Annotated in this window: 12 protein-coding genes and 1 pseudogene; 10 read left to right on the top strand and 3 right to left on the bottom strand. The window is 64.4% G+C overall.

Annotation, left to right across the window (positions count from 1 at the left end):
* The first annotated feature begins 203 nt into the window (after positions 1-203).
* Both IPJ78_19480 and IPJ78_19475 read left to right on the top strand, forming a co-directional pair.
* Positions 204-659: a hypothetical protein gene (locus IPJ78_19480; protein ID MBK7908710.1), complete on the top strand. Its 456-nt coding sequence runs from the start codon at positions 204-206 to the stop codon at positions 657-659.
* Positions 660-719: 60 nt separating this feature from the next.
* Positions 720-1,778, top strand: a complete 1,059-nt coding sequence (locus tag IPJ78_19475) for a hypothetical protein (GenBank protein MBK7908709.1) — start codon at positions 720-722, stop codon at positions 1,776-1,778.
* A gap of 195 nt (positions 1,779-1,973) precedes the next feature.
* Here the strand turns inward: IPJ78_19475 and IPJ78_19470 are convergent, their stop codons facing one another.
* Positions 1,974-4,304: a hypothetical protein gene (locus IPJ78_19470; protein ID MBK7908708.1), complete on the bottom strand. Its 2,331-nt coding sequence runs from the start codon at positions 4,302-4,304 to the stop codon at positions 1,974-1,976.
* A 438-nt stretch (positions 4,305-4,742) separates the two neighbouring features.
* Between IPJ78_19470 and IPJ78_19465 the strand changes: the two genes are divergently transcribed.
* Positions 4,743-6,536 (top strand): AAA family ATPase, encoded by a 1,794-nt coding sequence (locus IPJ78_19465; GenBank protein MBK7908707.1) that lies wholly within the window; start codon positions 4,743-4,745, stop codon positions 6,534-6,536.
* A 923-nt stretch (positions 6,537-7,459) separates the two neighbouring features.
* On the opposite strand, the pseudogene IPJ78_19460 reads toward IPJ78_19465, so the two are convergent.
* Positions 7,460-8,638, bottom strand: a pseudogene (locus IPJ78_19460) (IS3 family transposase).
* A 417-nt stretch (positions 8,639-9,055) separates the two neighbouring features.
* Positions 9,056-9,934 (bottom strand): hypothetical protein, encoded by an 879-nt coding sequence (locus IPJ78_19455; GenBank protein ID MBK7908706.1) that lies wholly within the window; start codon positions 9,932-9,934, stop codon positions 9,056-9,058.
* A gap of 26 nt (positions 9,935-9,960) precedes the next feature.
* Here IPJ78_19455 and IPJ78_19450 point away from each other — a divergent pair, with 26 nt between their 5' ends.
* The 7 genes from IPJ78_19450 to IPJ78_19420 form a co-directional block, all read left to right on the top strand.
* Entirely contained in the window at positions 9,961-10,398 is a 438-nt protein-coding gene (locus tag IPJ78_19450) for a hypothetical protein (GenBank protein MBK7908705.1), read from the top strand.
* Entirely contained in the window at positions 10,395-11,060 is a 666-nt protein-coding gene (locus IPJ78_19445; protein ID MBK7908704.1) for an energy transducer TonB, read from the top strand. Before IPJ78_19450 ends, IPJ78_19445 begins: the two co-directional genes overlap by 4 nt.
* Positions 11,061-11,105: 45 nt before the next feature.
* A complete protein-coding gene (locus IPJ78_19440) occupies positions 11,106-11,576 on the top strand; it encodes a hypothetical protein (GenBank protein MBK7908703.1) in 471 nt (156 codons plus the stop codon).
* A gap of 275 nt (positions 11,577-11,851) precedes the next feature.
* The gene (locus IPJ78_19435) at positions 11,852-13,024 is read left to right on the top strand and encodes a 6-bladed beta-propeller (GenBank protein ID MBK7908702.1); all 1,173 of its coding nucleotides are present in this window, start codon (positions 11,852-11,854) and stop codon (positions 13,022-13,024) included.
* A gap of 650 nt (positions 13,025-13,674) precedes the next feature.
* Positions 13,675-14,238, top strand: a complete 564-nt coding sequence (locus tag IPJ78_19430; protein MBK7908701.1) for a hypothetical protein — start codon at positions 13,675-13,677, stop codon at positions 14,236-14,238.
* Positions 14,239-14,386: 148 nt separating this feature from the next.
* Complete coding sequence (locus IPJ78_19425; GenBank protein ID MBK7908700.1) at positions 14,387-15,352, top strand: FRG domain-containing protein; 966 nt, start codon at positions 14,387-14,389, stop codon at positions 15,350-15,352.
* 213 nt (positions 15,353-15,565) lie between these two features.
* The coding region (locus IPJ78_19420) for a hypothetical protein (protein MBK7908699.1) at positions 15,566-16,046 on the top strand (481 nt) is incomplete at its 3' end.

Genomic DNA, 16,046 nt, shown 5'->3' with positions numbered 1-16,046 from the left:
GCGTCCGCGCGCCGGCATTGCGTACGAGGTGGTCGGTCCGGCGCGCGCGCGAGGGTGGGCGCGCGGGGGCGAGGACGGCGGGCCGACGCATAACGGCAGTTGGTGCAGATGGCCGCGCTATTGATGGCGGCCGCTCCGCGGCCGCAGTATTGGAGCGGCCACAGCACAACCAAACGTTAGGCGCACGGAACTGAGGTCTGCCTGTGTCGATATCGATACACGTCGCGTTGCAGGCCGAGTTGCGTCGAATCGGTGACACGTCGTCCCTGACAGCGATGGGCTCAAGCGGGCGCCTGGGCAAAGCTCCGACCGCAGCGCAGATTCTCGTTCGTCTTCAGGAACTGCCGGCCGGAGCTGACGCCGCGGCACTCGTTGCGGCTGTCTATGAACCGAGTGATACCGAGGTCTCGGATGTTAGCGCCGCCTTGCGCCGAACGTTCGAGCGCTGCGAGTTGAGTGTCGAAGAGCGCGTGCTGGTCGAGGTCGACCGCATCGCCCCGCGCCTGCCCGAAGGAGTCGGAGTGAGCTTCCCAAGCGGCCCCCGCTTGGCAGCGACTCTGGAGATGCTACGAACATTGCCGAGCGGCGCAGGCGCGGAGGTTCTCGGCGCCGCCCTCGCCGCTGATTCCGATCCGCCGGCGCCTAACGATGGTTGGTGACCGATGGCCGGCTAGGGTAGCGGGTTGGCGGCCACGCCTTATTGCGAAGGACGGGTCGGCGTGGCCGCCAACCCGCATCTATTTGAACGGCCACGGCACAACCTGACGTTAGCCGGATGGCCGCCGATCGCTCGTAACGGAGGCCGCTTTCAACACTATATGCGTTGTGTGATCGTTCGTCACATTCATTGCACCCAGTGGATGCGCCGCATGACGTTGGGCGCGCTGGCAGCGACCCTTGCATGTGACGCGGAGCCTCTCGGGCCGGCCGCGAGGACCGTTTCCGCGGCCCAGCTCGCTGCGGCGGTCGTGGGGGCAGCTGCCGATTCGATCGATGCAGCCGGACAGTTCCTGCTTGCCGATCGGACGCGTCAGGACGGGACTGAGATCACCGAGCAGCGCGCACGCGAGCTCGCGATCGCGTACTGGAAGTCGCTTGAGGGCGAGTTGCGGATTCGCGGCAAGCGGGATCGCGATGGCGTCCCGTTGTCCGCGAGCCTCCAGCTCTGCCCGCGTGCCTTCTACGCTGAGAGCGGCTACGATCCTCTGCCCCCGGACTTGCCCGCGGTGCTTCGCCGAGGACTCGGACCACAGTGGCTGCTCGGCCTCTGCCACGGCACGACGCAAGAGTTGGCGATCTCCGTCTCCAGCGAGGCGACCGACCTCAGCGTCAGGGCCGACGGTACCGTCTCCATTCTGAAGGGCGGCGATTTCTGGGACGTGGGCGTTCCGGTGGGCGCGCGTATCCCTGCGTGGCCCGAGAACGCGGTGGTCGCTGCAGCGGCGCCAGGCTACCGCGTCTCCGGCGTGCCCGTCTTGCGTCGCCGGGCCCGGAACCAAGTGATGTTCATCGCCGATTGGTACTTCCCGATTGAACAGGAAGGCGAGATTCGCGGCCTCGATAGCGGTGTCCGTCGGCGCGTAGGCGCACTCCAGTTCGGGATCTACTCGTCATTCAGCGACGTGAGAGTGCTCGATGCCAATCCCGACTTCGCTGACGAGTCCCGCGTCGAAGTGGCGACGGTCAGCCTCGGTGGCGGGAACGTCAGACAAGTGCCGATCACGCGGAGAGCCGACGTCCCGTTCTGGATCGAGCCAATCGTGCGGGTGGTGCCGTGACCCGACACATCCGCCGACTCGACATAGTCGCGCCGGGATGAGCGCGGCTGAGTTCCGAGTCTCCACCGGCTAACGGAGGTTGGTGCAGATGGCCGCGGTAGGGAAGCAGGTGGGCGGCCGCGCTCTGTCGTACCTTTCGGTACAGCGCGGCCGCCCACCTGCATCTTATGGAAGCGGCCACAGCACAACCAAACGTTAGACCGACGCTTTACGTTCTCGCTCCGCTGCGAGCGCGCGCTGGAGCTGCTCTATCTCTCGTCTAAGCGCAGTATTCTCCTTCTCGCGCCGTGTGGGCACGGCCATCGCGTCTAGCGCGTCTCGCACAATCTGAGCTGAGTACTCTGGGTCGTCTGCCTTGGTCACTATCCGTGCGATCTCCTCGACCGGTCGATCGCTAGCCTTCGCGTCGCGAAGAATTCGCTCGCCAAGCTCGCGCTTTAGCGTCGTGCGGCGAGACCATGGTACGTCGTACTGCTCGGATTGAGCTACAATGCGGTACGCATACCGCTGCAGTCCAGTTAAGCGCTTCGCGAGGTTGAGATCGAAGAGAATGCCGCGCAGACTTCCAAGACCGAAGTGCACACCTGGCGTAAGTGCAAGCAGGGTTCCCACGGCACCAAGGCTCAGAACGGCGTCCGGATCTCCGAGATCAGTCCGGAATCGCTCATCCGACATCTTGATGAGTCGTGCTGACGAGACCGCCATAAGAGTCCCGTCCCTTCCCTGCTCTCTAAACGCGGCGCGCGCGGCACGTAAGGAGGCGAGCATGAGTGCGTCTCGACGTGCCTTGTCCCTGATGCGAAAGTCTAGGTCATCACTCTCGCACTCCATCTCAGCCGCGAGAGTCGTGATCATGAACTGGAGGACCGAGACGTAGAACGAGTCGGTCGACTTGTCGATCTCGGATCCGAATCCAGGAAGTCTGTCTACGCGGTACTCGTCCCGCAGCACGGCAAGCACTCTCGAATAGTCGTGAGGACGAGAGCCGCGATACTGCCCGATATATCGCTCCCATGTCTTGCGGTCCAATCGACCACGGGACACGGCACGAAAGCCGCGTACAAACGCGTTCGAAATGACATGCTCCGCCTCTAAGTCAGAAAGCTGTGGAAGGTACGAGGATGTAGCGACGTAATCACTCTCAGCGATCCACGCATGATACGCTGCCTCCTCAAGCGACGGATCTGGCGCCAGAACCGTTCCGCCGAGGGCGCGCCATCCTCCCAGCAGTTGCTCTGTCTCCTTGTGGCTCACCTCACCGTCACTCAGAAGGGAAAGAATCACATCCGTGTCTAGCAGCAGCGTGATGCCGCGCACGACGCTCGTGACGGACGCGCTGCTCTGTGGTTCGAGACCTAGCGAGCACATCATCACGTAGACGGCACAGATCTCAGACAGCCAGTCGAAAGCCGCGGTGCCCTTCTCAGAAAACAGATCGATGATCGCCTGCTGCATCGCTTCGCGCTTCTCAAGTCCTCCAAACATTGCCCCGATGCGATGCGCCAGCTTCTCTCGAATGGCCAAGGCCGCTTCGCCGTCCTCAACTCGGCGTCCACTCTCAATCGCTGCGACCATTCGAATCGTCGCGGTGCCGTGAACGAAGAACAGCTGCGCAATCCCGTCCTGGAACGTGTCCCAAACGCGATCGTACTCCTCGGGCGTCAGCTGAAAGCCGGTGAGTTTCGCTAGGGCCGCGTGGATGAGCTTCTTCCCCTCAAGCAGCTTCGGCGCCGCGTCCGATGGAAGCGTCGCGAGCCAGGCGGTTCCCGCAGCTGTGACCTCCAGCCGGCCAGTACGGTTCTCAATCAGCCCCTCAGTTTGAAGGAGTTCCACGACAGACGTCCCGTACGCACTCGAGATTGTTCGTGGAAGGTGCAACTGGCCAGAGATCGAGACCAAGACCGCGTTCTGCGTCTGAGGCCCCTTCGCGCTGAGCTGTTCGAGAATCAGGCGCCGTGCAAGCGCGTCGCGCAGAGCCTGAGCGTCGTCGCCAGTCTGGGTCAGCAAGGCGAGTCGGAGTCCTGTCTTCTCGGCCTCGACATCTGGCGTACTTACGCCGAAGAACAGGCTCTCGAGGTTGGAGAGCTCGGCCTGATAGTGCTTCCTCAGGATCGACTCGTGAGTCAGCGCCATCGTCGCCAGTTGCATCTGATACAGCACCTGAACCGATTGCACGGATGGACTCAGCTTGCGAATCTCGGCAGCAAGTATGTCGGCCGTGTGCTCCGAGAGCTCGCGAGACGTGCAGTAAACAATGCTCCGCGGGCGCGTGGTCGCCTCGAGTCGCTCGATGTCAGCAGTTACCTTCGCGTCGAGAGTTTGTGCTAGGGACGCACAGACAACGTGATGTGAACTCTCGGTCTGAAGTACCCGTCTTCCGTCGCGACCGAGATCCCAGGTACGCGAAGTCGGCACGAAAACGGCGTTCTCTTGGAGTCCAAGCAAGTCGAGGCAGAGCGCTTCGAATCGGAGCGGGCTCGTCTCGTGCTCGAGAAGCGCACCAACAAGACCTTCAAGGAGTGGCATCGACGAGTTCCGAGAACGGCAGAGCAGCCGAGTAAGTCAAGAGTGCCCGAAGTGGCTCGGACCGGACCGAGACATAGTATGCACGCCGCACCGCGCTCGGCGCTACCCAGAAAAGGGTCGCTCGCCGTCACCTGAGAGCGATTGGCGTGGCGCATCACGGGCTGGCGGAGTAGTCGCAGGGCTCGCGAGACACCTGTGAACGTTCCACCTGCGACACGACGACGTCTGCTTGGTTTGCGGTCTAACGAAGCTTGGTGCAGACGGCCGGCTAAGGTGGCGGGTTGGCGGCCGCGCCCTATCTTATGGGGCGGTCGGCGCGGCCGCGAACCCGCATTTTACATGAACGGCCACGGCACAACCTGACGTTAGGCGGACCAAGCAGCTTCAGCAGCGCATGCACCTCAAGTCACAATCGCTGCCTTTCCTCAATCAGCCAACATGCGCCTTCACTCACTTCGCATCGAGGGATACAAGCGGATGCAGTCCGCTACCGTGGTGTTCGGTGACGCCACGTTCCTCATCGGACCTAACAACTCGGGAAAAACCTCGGTTCTAAGCGCGATCGAGCGGCTTCTCTCGCCGAACAAGCAGATTCCAGACATCGAATACTTCTGCATCCGCGACGAAGCCACTGGGGAACAGAAGCCCGCTTCGGGCCGGATTGTGCTCGAAGCTGAGTTTCGAAACGTCCTGATTGAGGCGAAGGGTTGGCGCGGCTTTAAAGGCCGTGTTCGTGAGTACGAGCACGATGCTACCAAGGAGTCGGGTCTTTGCCTCACCTATCGCAAAACGTACGAGCTCGGCAAAGACGTCGTAGTTGAGGTGAAGAGTCGCACCCGCACTGTTGCCGCAGCATTCGAGGACATCAAGACGCCACAGGACCTCGTAGACGGTGGTGTCGACCCTGCGGCCGTGACAAGTCTTTATCCGGACCTGGCGAAGAAGCTCACGCAGGCTTCGCGGGCACTTCTGGAGGATCTGGATGAGATCTGGGTTCTTGGTGACGAGGAGACCTGGGTTCAGAATCCGGGCGGTATTCCGCAGGTCGTGCTGGCTCGTCTTCCTCGCTTTCTGCTAATTCCTGCGGGTGACTCGTCTCACGAGATGTCATCAAGTGGTGTTCTCGGGAAGACTCTGAACGAGCTGTTTGAGGATGTTCGCGCAGCCTCCGACAACTACAAGAAGGCGCAGGAGCATCTTGATGCGCTCGCAAAGGAGCTTGACCCGCAGGATGCCTCTTCCGAATTCGGCAAGATGCTTGCTGAACTCAACGAGGTCATCGCGGGAGTATTTCCGGAGTCCTCAATCCACGCAAATGCGGACCTCAGCGACCCAAACAAGTCCCTGAAGCCCACCTTTACGGTAACCCTATCGAGCAATGTGCGAACCCCGGTCGATCATCAAGGCACTGGCACAGTGCGCGCTGCCGTGTTCGGCGTACTCCGCTTCCGCCAGCGATGGATGGCTAAGCGGCAGCAGAATCTCAACGGACGCTCGCTGATTATCGGCTTCGAGGAACCTGAGTTGTACCTGCATCCTAGCGCAGCCAATCAGATGCGGGACACCATCTATGATCTGTCCTTGCACGACCATCAGATTGTAGCGACGACCCACTCGCCGTTTCTGATCGACATCTCACGCAAGCCACGTCAGGTCTTGAATCGGTTCGCTGTCGTCAGTGGCGGTGTTCAAGTCCAGCCCTTCTCTGTGTCGGACGCGTTCGCTGCGCTCCAGGATGATGACAAGGACTATGTGAAGATGTTGCTGCGTATCGACGACTACATCGCCCGTGTGTTCTTTGCGCGGCGGGTGGTAATTGTCGAAGGCGACACCGAGGACGTCATCATTCGGGAGTCTCTGAAGCGCCTTGACCCCGCGACGCGGCAGTCGGCCCAGGCACAGACCGAGGTGGTGAAAGCACGTGGCAAGGCGTCGATCATCGGCCTCACGCGATATCTCCGCGCTTTGGGGATGATTCCATTCGTTATCCATGACCTCGACTCCGCTACCCCGAACGCAGCCAAGTTCAACGCGCCCATTGCCGCTGCTGCGGGACCGGAGAATGTCGCCGCGCTTGCAGAGTGCATTGAGGACGTGCTCGGCTATGCCCCGCCCTCTCACGAGAAGCCGCTGACCGCTTTCCGCGAGGCGACAAAATGGGGGCAGAACTGGGCGGACGTCCCCAAGGCGTGGAGAGATGTTATGGCGCGCGCATTTCACATTCCCAACTGAGCATTGTCTGGCTACGATGGCGAGTCGGTCGCGCGGCCGCCTAACGACGCTTGCTGCCGGCGAGCGCAGCTAGTGTAGCGGTTGTGGGGCCTCGGCTCCATCTTCTTGAAAGGTTCGCCGAGGCCCCACAACCGCATTCTATGGGAGCGCTCGAAGCAGAAGCACACGTTAGAGCGACCAGGAGAGTTCGTGTCACCCACACGCAAATGCCGTGACTGCGAAGAGTATCGCAAGGCCGGACATAACTACTGCCGGATGTGCGGCTTCCACTTGACCAAGGGCTACGTCCAGTACGTGCGCTTAGCGCTCGCCTACTACACCAACGAGAAGTTCTGTGGCTATTGCGGCGAGCCTCGTCGCGATTGCGAGTGCTGATCCTGCGTCTCGTCAGTCCGCCATGTCGCTTTGCGGAGCCCCGTGCAACAAACGGGGTGTTCTGCGCCGTCACATGACGAAGAGCGGAAGACTGGACGTGCGTTTTGCCGTTGGGAGTATCACGGGGCCGAATTCGGTTTCCGTGAAGATTACTTCCTCGCGTTCAAAGGGCGATGTGTACGCGATGGTTCGCGAGATTGCGAAGGAAGTGAAGATCAGCCTGCACAAAGACGGCAATTGCTTCCCTGGTTTGCAGGAGCCCATGAAGGCTCTTGAGCCTGAATTGGTGGCTCGCCTAGGTGGGAGCCGACATCAGCACAAGTGGACGCGTCGCGCACACCTCGGCTCACAGGAATGCGGGGCCCTGCATTTCTGTTTTCCTTCGTCCGAGCTCCGGAACTGGCGAAGCTCCGCAGAAGGCCTCGACGACTGCATCTGGCTGCCAGCTCCGGCCGAAGGGAACTCGCAGGTTGTGACCGTCTACTACACTGGCTCGCACCGCGCGAATGTAGTTGCCCCGGTTTCGTGGAGCGGTGCGGCTTGGGGATTCAAGCCGCGACTGGGGTGGGAGTAAGGTAGGTCTGTTCGAAGCGAAGTGGCGAGCGCTGCCCGAGCGCGGAGTGCCGCCGATGCGGATTGTACCAGCCTTCGATGTAGCGGAAGATCTTCAGTTGTGCTTCGCCCGGCGACTCGAAGCGGTGCTTCGCGAGCAGCTCGGCCTCGAGCGTCGAGAAGAAGCTCTCGGCCATCGCGTTGTCGTAGGCGTCGCCGCGCGATCCCATCGAGGGCGCACGCCGAGCACCTCGCAGCGATGCCCGAAGGCGATGGCGCGATATTGACTGCCCTGATCCGAGTGGTGGATCACGTCCGTCGGCTGACGCTGGGCCGCCGCCATCTTCAGCGCATCGAGCACGAGCGCGGTCTGCATGCGACCGTCCATCGCCCAGCCGACGATGCGGCGACTGAAGACGTCGAGCACGATCGCGAGGTAGAGGAAGCCGCGATAGGTCGGGATGTACGTCATGTCCGCGACCCAGAGCTGATTCGGCGCCGCCGCGACGAACCGGCGATGCACCAGGTCGGGCGCCGGCGGACACTCCGGGGTGAGCCGCTTCGGGCGCGGCGGCCCCTTCACCTTGCTCACGCCGACGAGCCCTGCCTCGCGCATGAGGCGCGCGACGCGCTTCTGCCCCACCCGCTCGCCGATCTCTCGGAGATCGTGCAGCAGGCGCGGCGCCCCGTACGTCTCCTCGAGCGCGCGTGAAAGGTCCGGAGCTGCGGCAGGAGGACCGCATCGCGCTGCGCCTGCGCCGAAGGGGCGCGTCCGCGCCAGGCGTGGTAGCCGCTCTCGGACACGCCGAGCACGCGACACATCGTGACGATGGGGAACATGGCCTGGTGCGCCTTCACGAATCCGAAGACCGCTCGGCATTCGGAATCACGCCCGTCTCCCGAGCGAACCAGGCCGCGGCTTTTCCCAAGATGTCGCGCTCCACCTGCAGGCGCCGGTTCTCACGGCGCAAGCGCGTCAGCTCGGTGCGTTCGGCGCTCGTCAGTTCACCGGGACGCTCGCCGCGATCGACGGCGGCTTGCGCGATCCAGTTCCGGATCGTTTGATGGGAGGCTTCGAACTCCGCCGCCAGTTCGTGGACGCTCCGGCCGGCTTTGGCCAGCGCGACGATCTTGGCGCGGTATTCGGGGGGATACGGCTTGCGGGACTTGGGCATCGATGGATTCTCCTGACTGGAGAGTAAGGCTCCACCGAAACGGGTCAACTACAGAATGACAATGGGCCTCGACGCGATCACGGGAGCCGTCTGCTGCAGGCAGCTGTACTGTCGAATGGCGAGAAGGTGTGGGTCATCGTCGAGGAGCGGCCAACGAGCGCAATCGAGCAGAAAGCTGTTTCCGAAGCCGTGCGAAGAAAGTACGAGGAATCGCCTATCCCTTTCTCGAGTCCACTTTCTGCGTCTGAGTTGGGGCCTCGAACCATTGCGTTCGCGTGCATTCCAGGATTCGAGGGGTATGCGGTCGTGGACATCGCAGACGACGATCCGCGCGCGGCGCTCTAACGACGCTTGCTGCCCACAACCGCATTTAATGGGCGCGCTCGCAGCAGAAGCACACGTTCCGCGCGCTGAGCGCTAGCGATCGGCGCACACCCATCTTCGGGGCCCCGCGACGCTCCCGTCAGCCGCCATCAGCGCACAGCGAACAACAGCGCGAAGATGACGACGTCCTGCAGGAAGTGGATGAACCACGCCCATCGCACGCCGTTCGTCTCCGTCACGGAGCGAGCGAGCACGTAGCCGAGGAAGCCCGCGAGTACGACACCGGGTGCTCCGCCTGGCACACCGAAGTAGTGAACGGTGCCGAACACGACCCCCCGACAGCATGGCGGCGCGCGGGGCACCGAGGACATCGACGGTTCCCTCGAGGAGCGCGAGGCGAACGAGACCTTCCTCGGTCGCGGCGTTCGCGGCGGCGAACGGAAGCGCGAGCAGCAGTGACATCGGCAATGCCGCGAGTAGGCCTTCCTGGCCGCGGGCGACCTGCAGCCACACGACGACGGCGGTGACCGCGGTGGCGATGATGGCGAAGTTGCGCCCGACGACCGACCATGGCTCGCCCGCGTGCACGCCGAGCAGGCGGATCGCACCGGCGGGGGCGCGCGCATCGCCCGCGCGCAAGAACCGCTCGCGCGCGCCCAGGAAGCGGACGGTGGCGACCACGGCGATCATGATCAGTGCCGAGACGACCTGGTAGGCGATCTTCGCGTCGAGGAAGGCGTCCCCGGTGAGGCGCGGCGGCGTTTGCGCGAGCCAACGCGTCAACACCGGTAGCGACGCGAGCGCCAGGACGACCAGCGCGCAGGACGCGGCCGCGCCGACCCTGCGTGAGGTCATCGGGTGCTCCGGGACAGGAAGTGCGATCGGGGTGGGTCGACGATCCGTCAAGCATACCGCGCGATCGCCGACGTCGCCAACGCCTCGGGTCTGGCGGTCTCCCGCACGCACAGCCAAGTTCGTGCGTCACGAGCCGAGGACCCATGGCCACGCAAGCAGACGTGAGGCGCATCGCACGGGCGCTCCCGGGCACCGTCGAGGAGACCGGGCGCTTCGCCTTCGCGCTCCCCGTGAAGGACAAGCTCAAGGGGTACGCGTGGGTCTGGCTCGAGCGCCTGGCGCCCAAGAAGGCGCGGGTGCCGAACCCGAAGGTCCTCGCGATCCGCGTCGCGAACCTCGGCGAGAAGGACCTGATGCTCAAGTCCGATCCGGTGAGGTTCTTCACCGAGCCGCACTACAACGGGTATCCCGCGGTGCTCCTGCACCTCCCGACCATGCGCGTGCCGGAGCTGCGCGGCCTGTTGCGCGACGCCTGGCGGTGTGCGGGCGGGCGTGAACCGGCGCCCTCGCCACCAGCCGGCCGCCGCGCGACGACCGCGTCCAAGAAGCGCGTTGCGTCCAAGAGGTCCGACGTCGGATGACCAGGTCACGATCCCTGCTCGCCCTGTCCCTCTGCTCCCTCCTGCCGTTCGCCGACACCCCCGCGCAGGGCGTCCTCGGCGGCCGCGTGTACTTCGGCGCGACGGAACAGCCCCTCGCCTGCATCGGCGTCGCCCTGGTGTCAGCGTCGGATTCGCTGATCTCGCGCACCCGCACGCGCGCGGACGGGACGTTCGACCTGATGGGGCCCGCCGCGGCCGGCCTCTACCGGCTCTCGTTCGTCGGGATGGGGCTCGAGGTCATCGACACCGACACGCTGCGCCTCGATGCGACGACGGAGTTCGACCTCCCCTTCCGCCTCGCGCTCACCCGGTCGCGCGGGACCCTCACGTCGGCGCGGCGCGATCAACTCGGCATCGAGCTCGAACCCCGCCCGCTGCGGGGCGGCGCCTCGCTGCGGTACCCGCCGGAGCTGCTCACCGATTCCATCGAGGGCCGCGTCATCGTCGGATACGCGATCGACACCGTCGGCCGCGTCGATCCGCGAACGACAGTCGTTCTCGAGAGCTCGCACCCCGCCTTCACCGCCTCGGTCCGGACCACGCTCGGCGCCCTGCGCTATCAGCCCGCGCAGTACAGCGGCGCGCCGCAGTGCATCTTCTCGACGCAGGAGTTCGTCTTCGCGCTGCAGCGGCGCCGCTAGGGAAGCGGGTCGCGGCACCGCCCTCAACACATCCATCGCCAAGTCATGCGCACAGCCCTCAGGCTCCCCGTCCTCCCCGTGCTCGCCGCCGTCGCACTGAGCACACTCGGCTGCGACCGCCCGCGGGTAGAGGCCGCCCCGGCCCCTCCGATCGTCGGCACCTGGCTGGTGCACGATCCGAACGCGCCGTTCCCCTACCATCTGTATGTGTTCAACGCCGACGGCACCATGCATCAGGCCAATCCGGACGCCGGCAATCCGCGCACGAGCGACAGCGACGGCAAGGGCGTCTGGGCAGTCCGCGGCGACCACATCGAAGGCAAGTGGGTGGAGCTCTCCGCCGACCGTGCGACGCATCAGTACGCTGGACGCCTGGAGCTCACGATGCGGATCAGCGTGCGAGGCGATTCCCTCACCGCGACCGAGACCGTGCAGGTCTTTGACGCGACGGGGGCGCCCGCTCCGGCGCCGGCGACGCCCGAGCCCCTCAGCGGCACGCGGGTCACGCTGCCGTAGAGCGACCGAGACAGGCGTCGACTCGCGATGAGCGGCACGCGCGCCAGCCTCTTCCGGACCCGGTGCACCGCATGCACTTTCGTCCGGTCTCCACGGCACCGCGGCTGGGATGCGGATGCGCGGAGCTTCATCACCTTGTCCACGGTGGAATGATGCGCGTCCTGCTCGCGGCAGCCTCCATGAGTGCGCTGATGCTCGGCGCCTGCGGTGAATCTGTCGCGACAGCCTCGTTGCCGTGGACGACTGCCGTGGATTCAACGGGCGATACCACACGCGTGCGCATCACGGGCGACGTGCCGGACAGCCTTGTCCGCACGCTCGTGGTGGATCTCGCCGTGGGTGAGGCGGACGGCGCTGACGAACTGACGTTCGGTCGCATCGGCGGCATCGCGGTCGGCCGCGACGGGGCGATGTTCGTCTACGATGCCGACCAGACGGTCGGACTCATCCGCATGTACGCGCCGACGGGCGAGTACCTGCGCACCGTGGGCGCGAAGGGCGGGGGACCGGGCGAGTATGGCCAGCTGAACGGCTTCGCCGTCGCGAGCAGTGGCGATCTGCTGCTCTGGGACGGTGCCGGCGCGCGCGTCAGCCGCTATGCGCCGGACGGCACCTTCAAGAGCTCGTTCCGGATCCCGGTCACCGGGATGTTCATGGTGAATGGTCTGCACGTGGCCACGGACGGGACCATCTCGCTGAGCGCGGTGGTCGGCCGCCGGGAGGTCGCGAACGGTCCACCGTTCCCCATCCCCGGGTTCATCCGCTTCGATTCGCTCGGCGCGCTGCGCGATTCCGTCGAGCATCCGCAGTGGACGAGCGTCGAGCCGGCTGCCCTGCGTGTGGACAGCCCTGACGGCACCAGGCGATCCCTCTTCAATATCCCGTTCGCACCGGGCATCACCACCACGCTGCTGCGCGATGGTGGGTTCGTGGGCGGGTATGCGGATCGCTACGCCTTCACGATCGTCGATGCGGGCGCCAAGCCGCGCCAGGTGATGCGCGATGTCGCGGCCGTGCCGGTCTCCGAGACGGAGGCGACCGAACGCCGCGCGCTGATCGAGCAGAACGCACAGCGGACCGATCCGAGCTTCAGCTGGACCGGCCCCGGCATCCCCGCGACCAAGCCGCCGTTCAGCAGCATCTCGGTGACCGAGGACGGTCGCCTCTGGGTGCGCGTGGCGCAGCCCGCCGAGGTCATCCCCGAGAGCGAGCTTCCGCCGCTGCGCACCGATGTCGTACCGACGCCCGTCCGCCTGACCACGCGCGAGCCGGTCGCGTACGACGTCTACTCCGCCGACGGCGCGCTCCTCGGCCGCGTGAAGGTGCCGCCGCGGACCACAGTCCTGCGCGTGCGGGGGGACCTCGTCTGGGGGATCTCGCGCAACCAGGATGATGTGGAGTTCGCTACGCGGTTCCGTGTGACACCGGGCTTCGGGGAGCCCCGCTAGGCATGGTCGACCTGATGGCACCTTCTCTGCGGCAGCGGAGAGGACGGATGCGGCAGACCTGTATGATCCTGGGACGGAGCGAATGTGGTCGGTCTGTCCAATACACGCTAGCGAGAGCAGCAGCCATCGATGCCTGACATGCCAGATGCCCGTTTCGGACACTTGATTCGGCGGCTTTCGCTCGCGTCTGGCAAGGTGCATCCCTGGAACGCGAATCACGACACCCTCGACGTTCACCATGGTCCCGTTCCAGCGAACGCCCCCTTCGAGATCGAGCTAAACTGGCAGTCGGTGAGCCGCGGTCGCACGGTACGCGTCGGACTGTATCGGGTCTACCCGCGAGCTTTGATTGCCGCCGGTTACTGTGCTGAAGAGGGCAGGAACGCGAGAGTGCGGTTCGCGCGAAGGCCAGATGGAGTTGTGGTGCTCCAAGCAAACTCCTCGGCGCCCTACATCGAGATCGGTGAAGCGCACTTCGAGTAGGGTGCCCGCCTCGCTAACGGCAGTTGGTGCAGATGGCCGCGCTGGGGTAGCGGTTGGGCGGCCGCGCTTTATCGTACCTGAAGGTACGCGCGGCCGCCCAACCGCATTTTACGGAAGCGGCCGCAGCACAACTTGACGTTAGGTTGACGAGGGGATGGTCGGACTCGATGGCAATCGGCTGCAACCCTGAGGGATTCTTCCGCGAGACCCTCTCGCGGGTGTCACGGCCACTCGGTGCGATCCCGATGCTCGGTGTCGACGAGTGTCTCAATCGACGAGACATCGAACCAGCGCTCTCCCAGTGGGTCGCCTCGGGTACCGTGTCGCAAGTCGTCCCCCTCTGGTACCAGCGCCGCTCGGGTCCCAGTGGCGAGATGTTCGTGACCCAGGGCTCTGTCCCACCCGGTGAGGGGTCAGAGCTCTACCCTAGCCAGCCGATCAAGCACACCGCGTGGACTGACGAGGACGTCATGTGCTTTCTCCTGGCCCATTTTGTGTCTCATGACCGCATCGCATTCATAACTGAGAACACGCGCAATGATGTCGGCGGCATTCGCCGCCTCTTGAGCGCCGTGGTGGCACCAATCATGGAGCAGCATCATCGAGGCAGATTCAGTTTGCTGGCGTGCTTCAAGAAGCCTGCGACAACCTACGCGCTCTTCATGGAAGGCGTCGAGCAGCAGCTAGAGATGGGCAGCTTCGAACCGGGATTCCGGCTCGAGCTCCTCTGATTAACGGGGCGCGAGCGCAACCTAGCGGCAGTTGGTGACCGACGGCCGCGTCAGGGAAGCAGGTGGGCGGCCGTGCTCCTTTGTACCGTGAGGTATCGCACGGCCGCTTGACGTTAGCTGGATGGCAGAGGAACCCCGCGAGGAAGCGATGACGGAACCACGCGCCGAAGGGACAGATGCGCAGCCCCGGCGGATCCAGACAGATCGATGGGAGCTGGAGGACACGGGGAGGGGCTTCCTCACCATGCGCCTCCGCTCGTTCGCACACTTCGACGCTGCGCTCCGTGCACTCGATATCATTCCGAACACATTCGTGTGGCGAGGACACGCGAGACCCGAGTGGCGTCTGGAGTCGTCACTGGATCGCCTTCGATCGCGGTCCGGGTTCGCGGTTAGCGAACAGCTGACATCAACGCACCTCAAGCGGTTTCAGCGAGGCGTACGCGGTCGGCTTCCGGGAGGTGCGCCTTCCGTGACGCAAGAGAACGACTGGTGGGCTCTGGGACAGCACTATGGGCTCGCGACGCCTCTACTCGACTGGTCCACCTCACCGGTAGCGGCGTACTTTGCCTACCAGTCGCATCAACCGGCCGACCTTCGGATGCGCTGCGTATTCGGGTTGTCCCGATTCTGGTGCGAAGACGTTTCGCGCGGCCTACTTGCGGGACATTCAGGCGCGTCGCGGGCGCCGGTACTGGAGTTTGTCGATCCGCACGTGCACGACAATGCGCGACTTATCGCTCAGGACGGGATCTTCACACGCGCACCGGATGGCGTGACGGTCGACGAGTGGGTTCGGTTGCACACGAGGCCCGACGAGCGATACGTGCATTTGCTGAGGATTGAAGTGCCGGCGGCAGAGCGCAGGCCGGCACTTCACCACCTCGCTAGCATGCGCCTGGAGCATGGGGCTCTCTTCCCCGATGTCTCGGGTGCGGCTGCGACGGCCAACTACTGGTCTGGGAAAGCGAGGTCAGTATCCGCGGTTCTACCACCAAGAAGTAGTTCAGCCAGTTGTCAGGGCGAGCGCGGGCGAGGGGCGGACGATCCAGTGCAGAGTGTTGCCCGACGCGAGTTGCCGATGTTCAAAGGCGGGAAACTGACGCGAAAGTGACCTTCACGGCGCGAGATGCCGACAGACGGCAACCCTGATGGGAACGGTTCTCCTTCTCCGTCGCATCCGCGGCCCACCGCTAATCCATTCTGGCGTGCCGCGCTAAGTCGCGCCCCTTACAGCTAACGACGGTTGGTGACCGATGGCCTACTAGGGTAGCGGGTGGGCGTCCCGCCTCATCGTAATTTAGGTCGGCGACCGCCCCCCCGTGTGTTGAACGGCCACCGCAATAACCTGACGCCAGCAGGACTCCCCTTGATCCACCACGTACCAGGTCTCTTCCTGCTCGCCGCACCCGACGTGGTCGCGGCGCAAGCGCAACTCAGCGGACGCCTGCTCGACGAATCCAGCGGGCGCATCTTGGCGTGCTGGGGTGTCTTCCTCGTCGACAGCGCGGGCACCACGCGGGACTCGACGGTCACGGGCACCGACGGCACGTTCGCCTTCGCCCTGAGCAAGGACGCGGCATTTCGACTTCGGATGCATCAGTCGGGCCTCAGCGATGTGCTGAGTGATGTCGAGCGTGTCGGCGACGGCAATCGGCATGAGTCGTACGACTCCTGGATTCCGCGTGCCCCGACCTCCCGGCGCGACGCGTGGAGCCGAGAGGAGCCGGGGCCGCATTGTCGCTCGGGCTCCGCGGCTATTACTTTCGCCGTCGACACCCTTGGCCGCGTCGACGTGTCGTCCGCCT

Source organism: Gemmatimonadota bacterium (genome assembly GCA_016714015.1).
Lineage (GTDB): Bacteria > Gemmatimonadota > Gemmatimonadetes > Gemmatimonadales > Gemmatimonadaceae > Pseudogemmatithrix.
The sequence above is the reverse complement of the archived record's forward strand: the minus strand, read 5'-3'. Positions and strand labels throughout refer to the sequence as shown.

What these genes read in the sequence shown, in the direction of transcription:
- IPJ78_19470 (MBK7908708.1), bottom strand. Translation starts at nt 4,304, where the DNA reads ATGCCACTCCTTGAAGGTCTTGTTGGTGCGCTTCTCGAGCACGAGACG.
- IPJ78_19465 (MBK7908707.1), top strand. Translation starts at nt 4,743, where the DNA reads ATGCGCCTTCACTCACTTCGCATCGAGGGATACAAGCGGATGCAGTCC.
- IPJ78_19450 (MBK7908705.1), top strand. Translation starts at nt 9,961, where the DNA reads ATGGCCACGCAAGCAGACGTGAGGCGCATCGCACGGGCGCTCCCGGGC.
- IPJ78_19445 (MBK7908704.1), top strand. Translation starts at nt 10,395, where the DNA reads ATGACCAGGTCACGATCCCTGCTCGCCCTGTCCCTCTGCTCCCTCCTG.
- IPJ78_19440 (MBK7908703.1), top strand. Translation starts at nt 11,106, where the DNA reads ATGCGCACAGCCCTCAGGCTCCCCGTCCTCCCCGTGCTCGCCGCCGTC.
- IPJ78_19430 (MBK7908701.1), top strand. Translation starts at nt 13,675, where the DNA reads ATGGCAATCGGCTGCAACCCTGAGGGATTCTTCCGCGAGACCCTCTCG.
- IPJ78_19425 (MBK7908700.1), top strand. Translation starts at nt 14,387, where the DNA reads ATGACGGAACCACGCGCCGAAGGGACAGATGCGCAGCCCCGGCGGATC.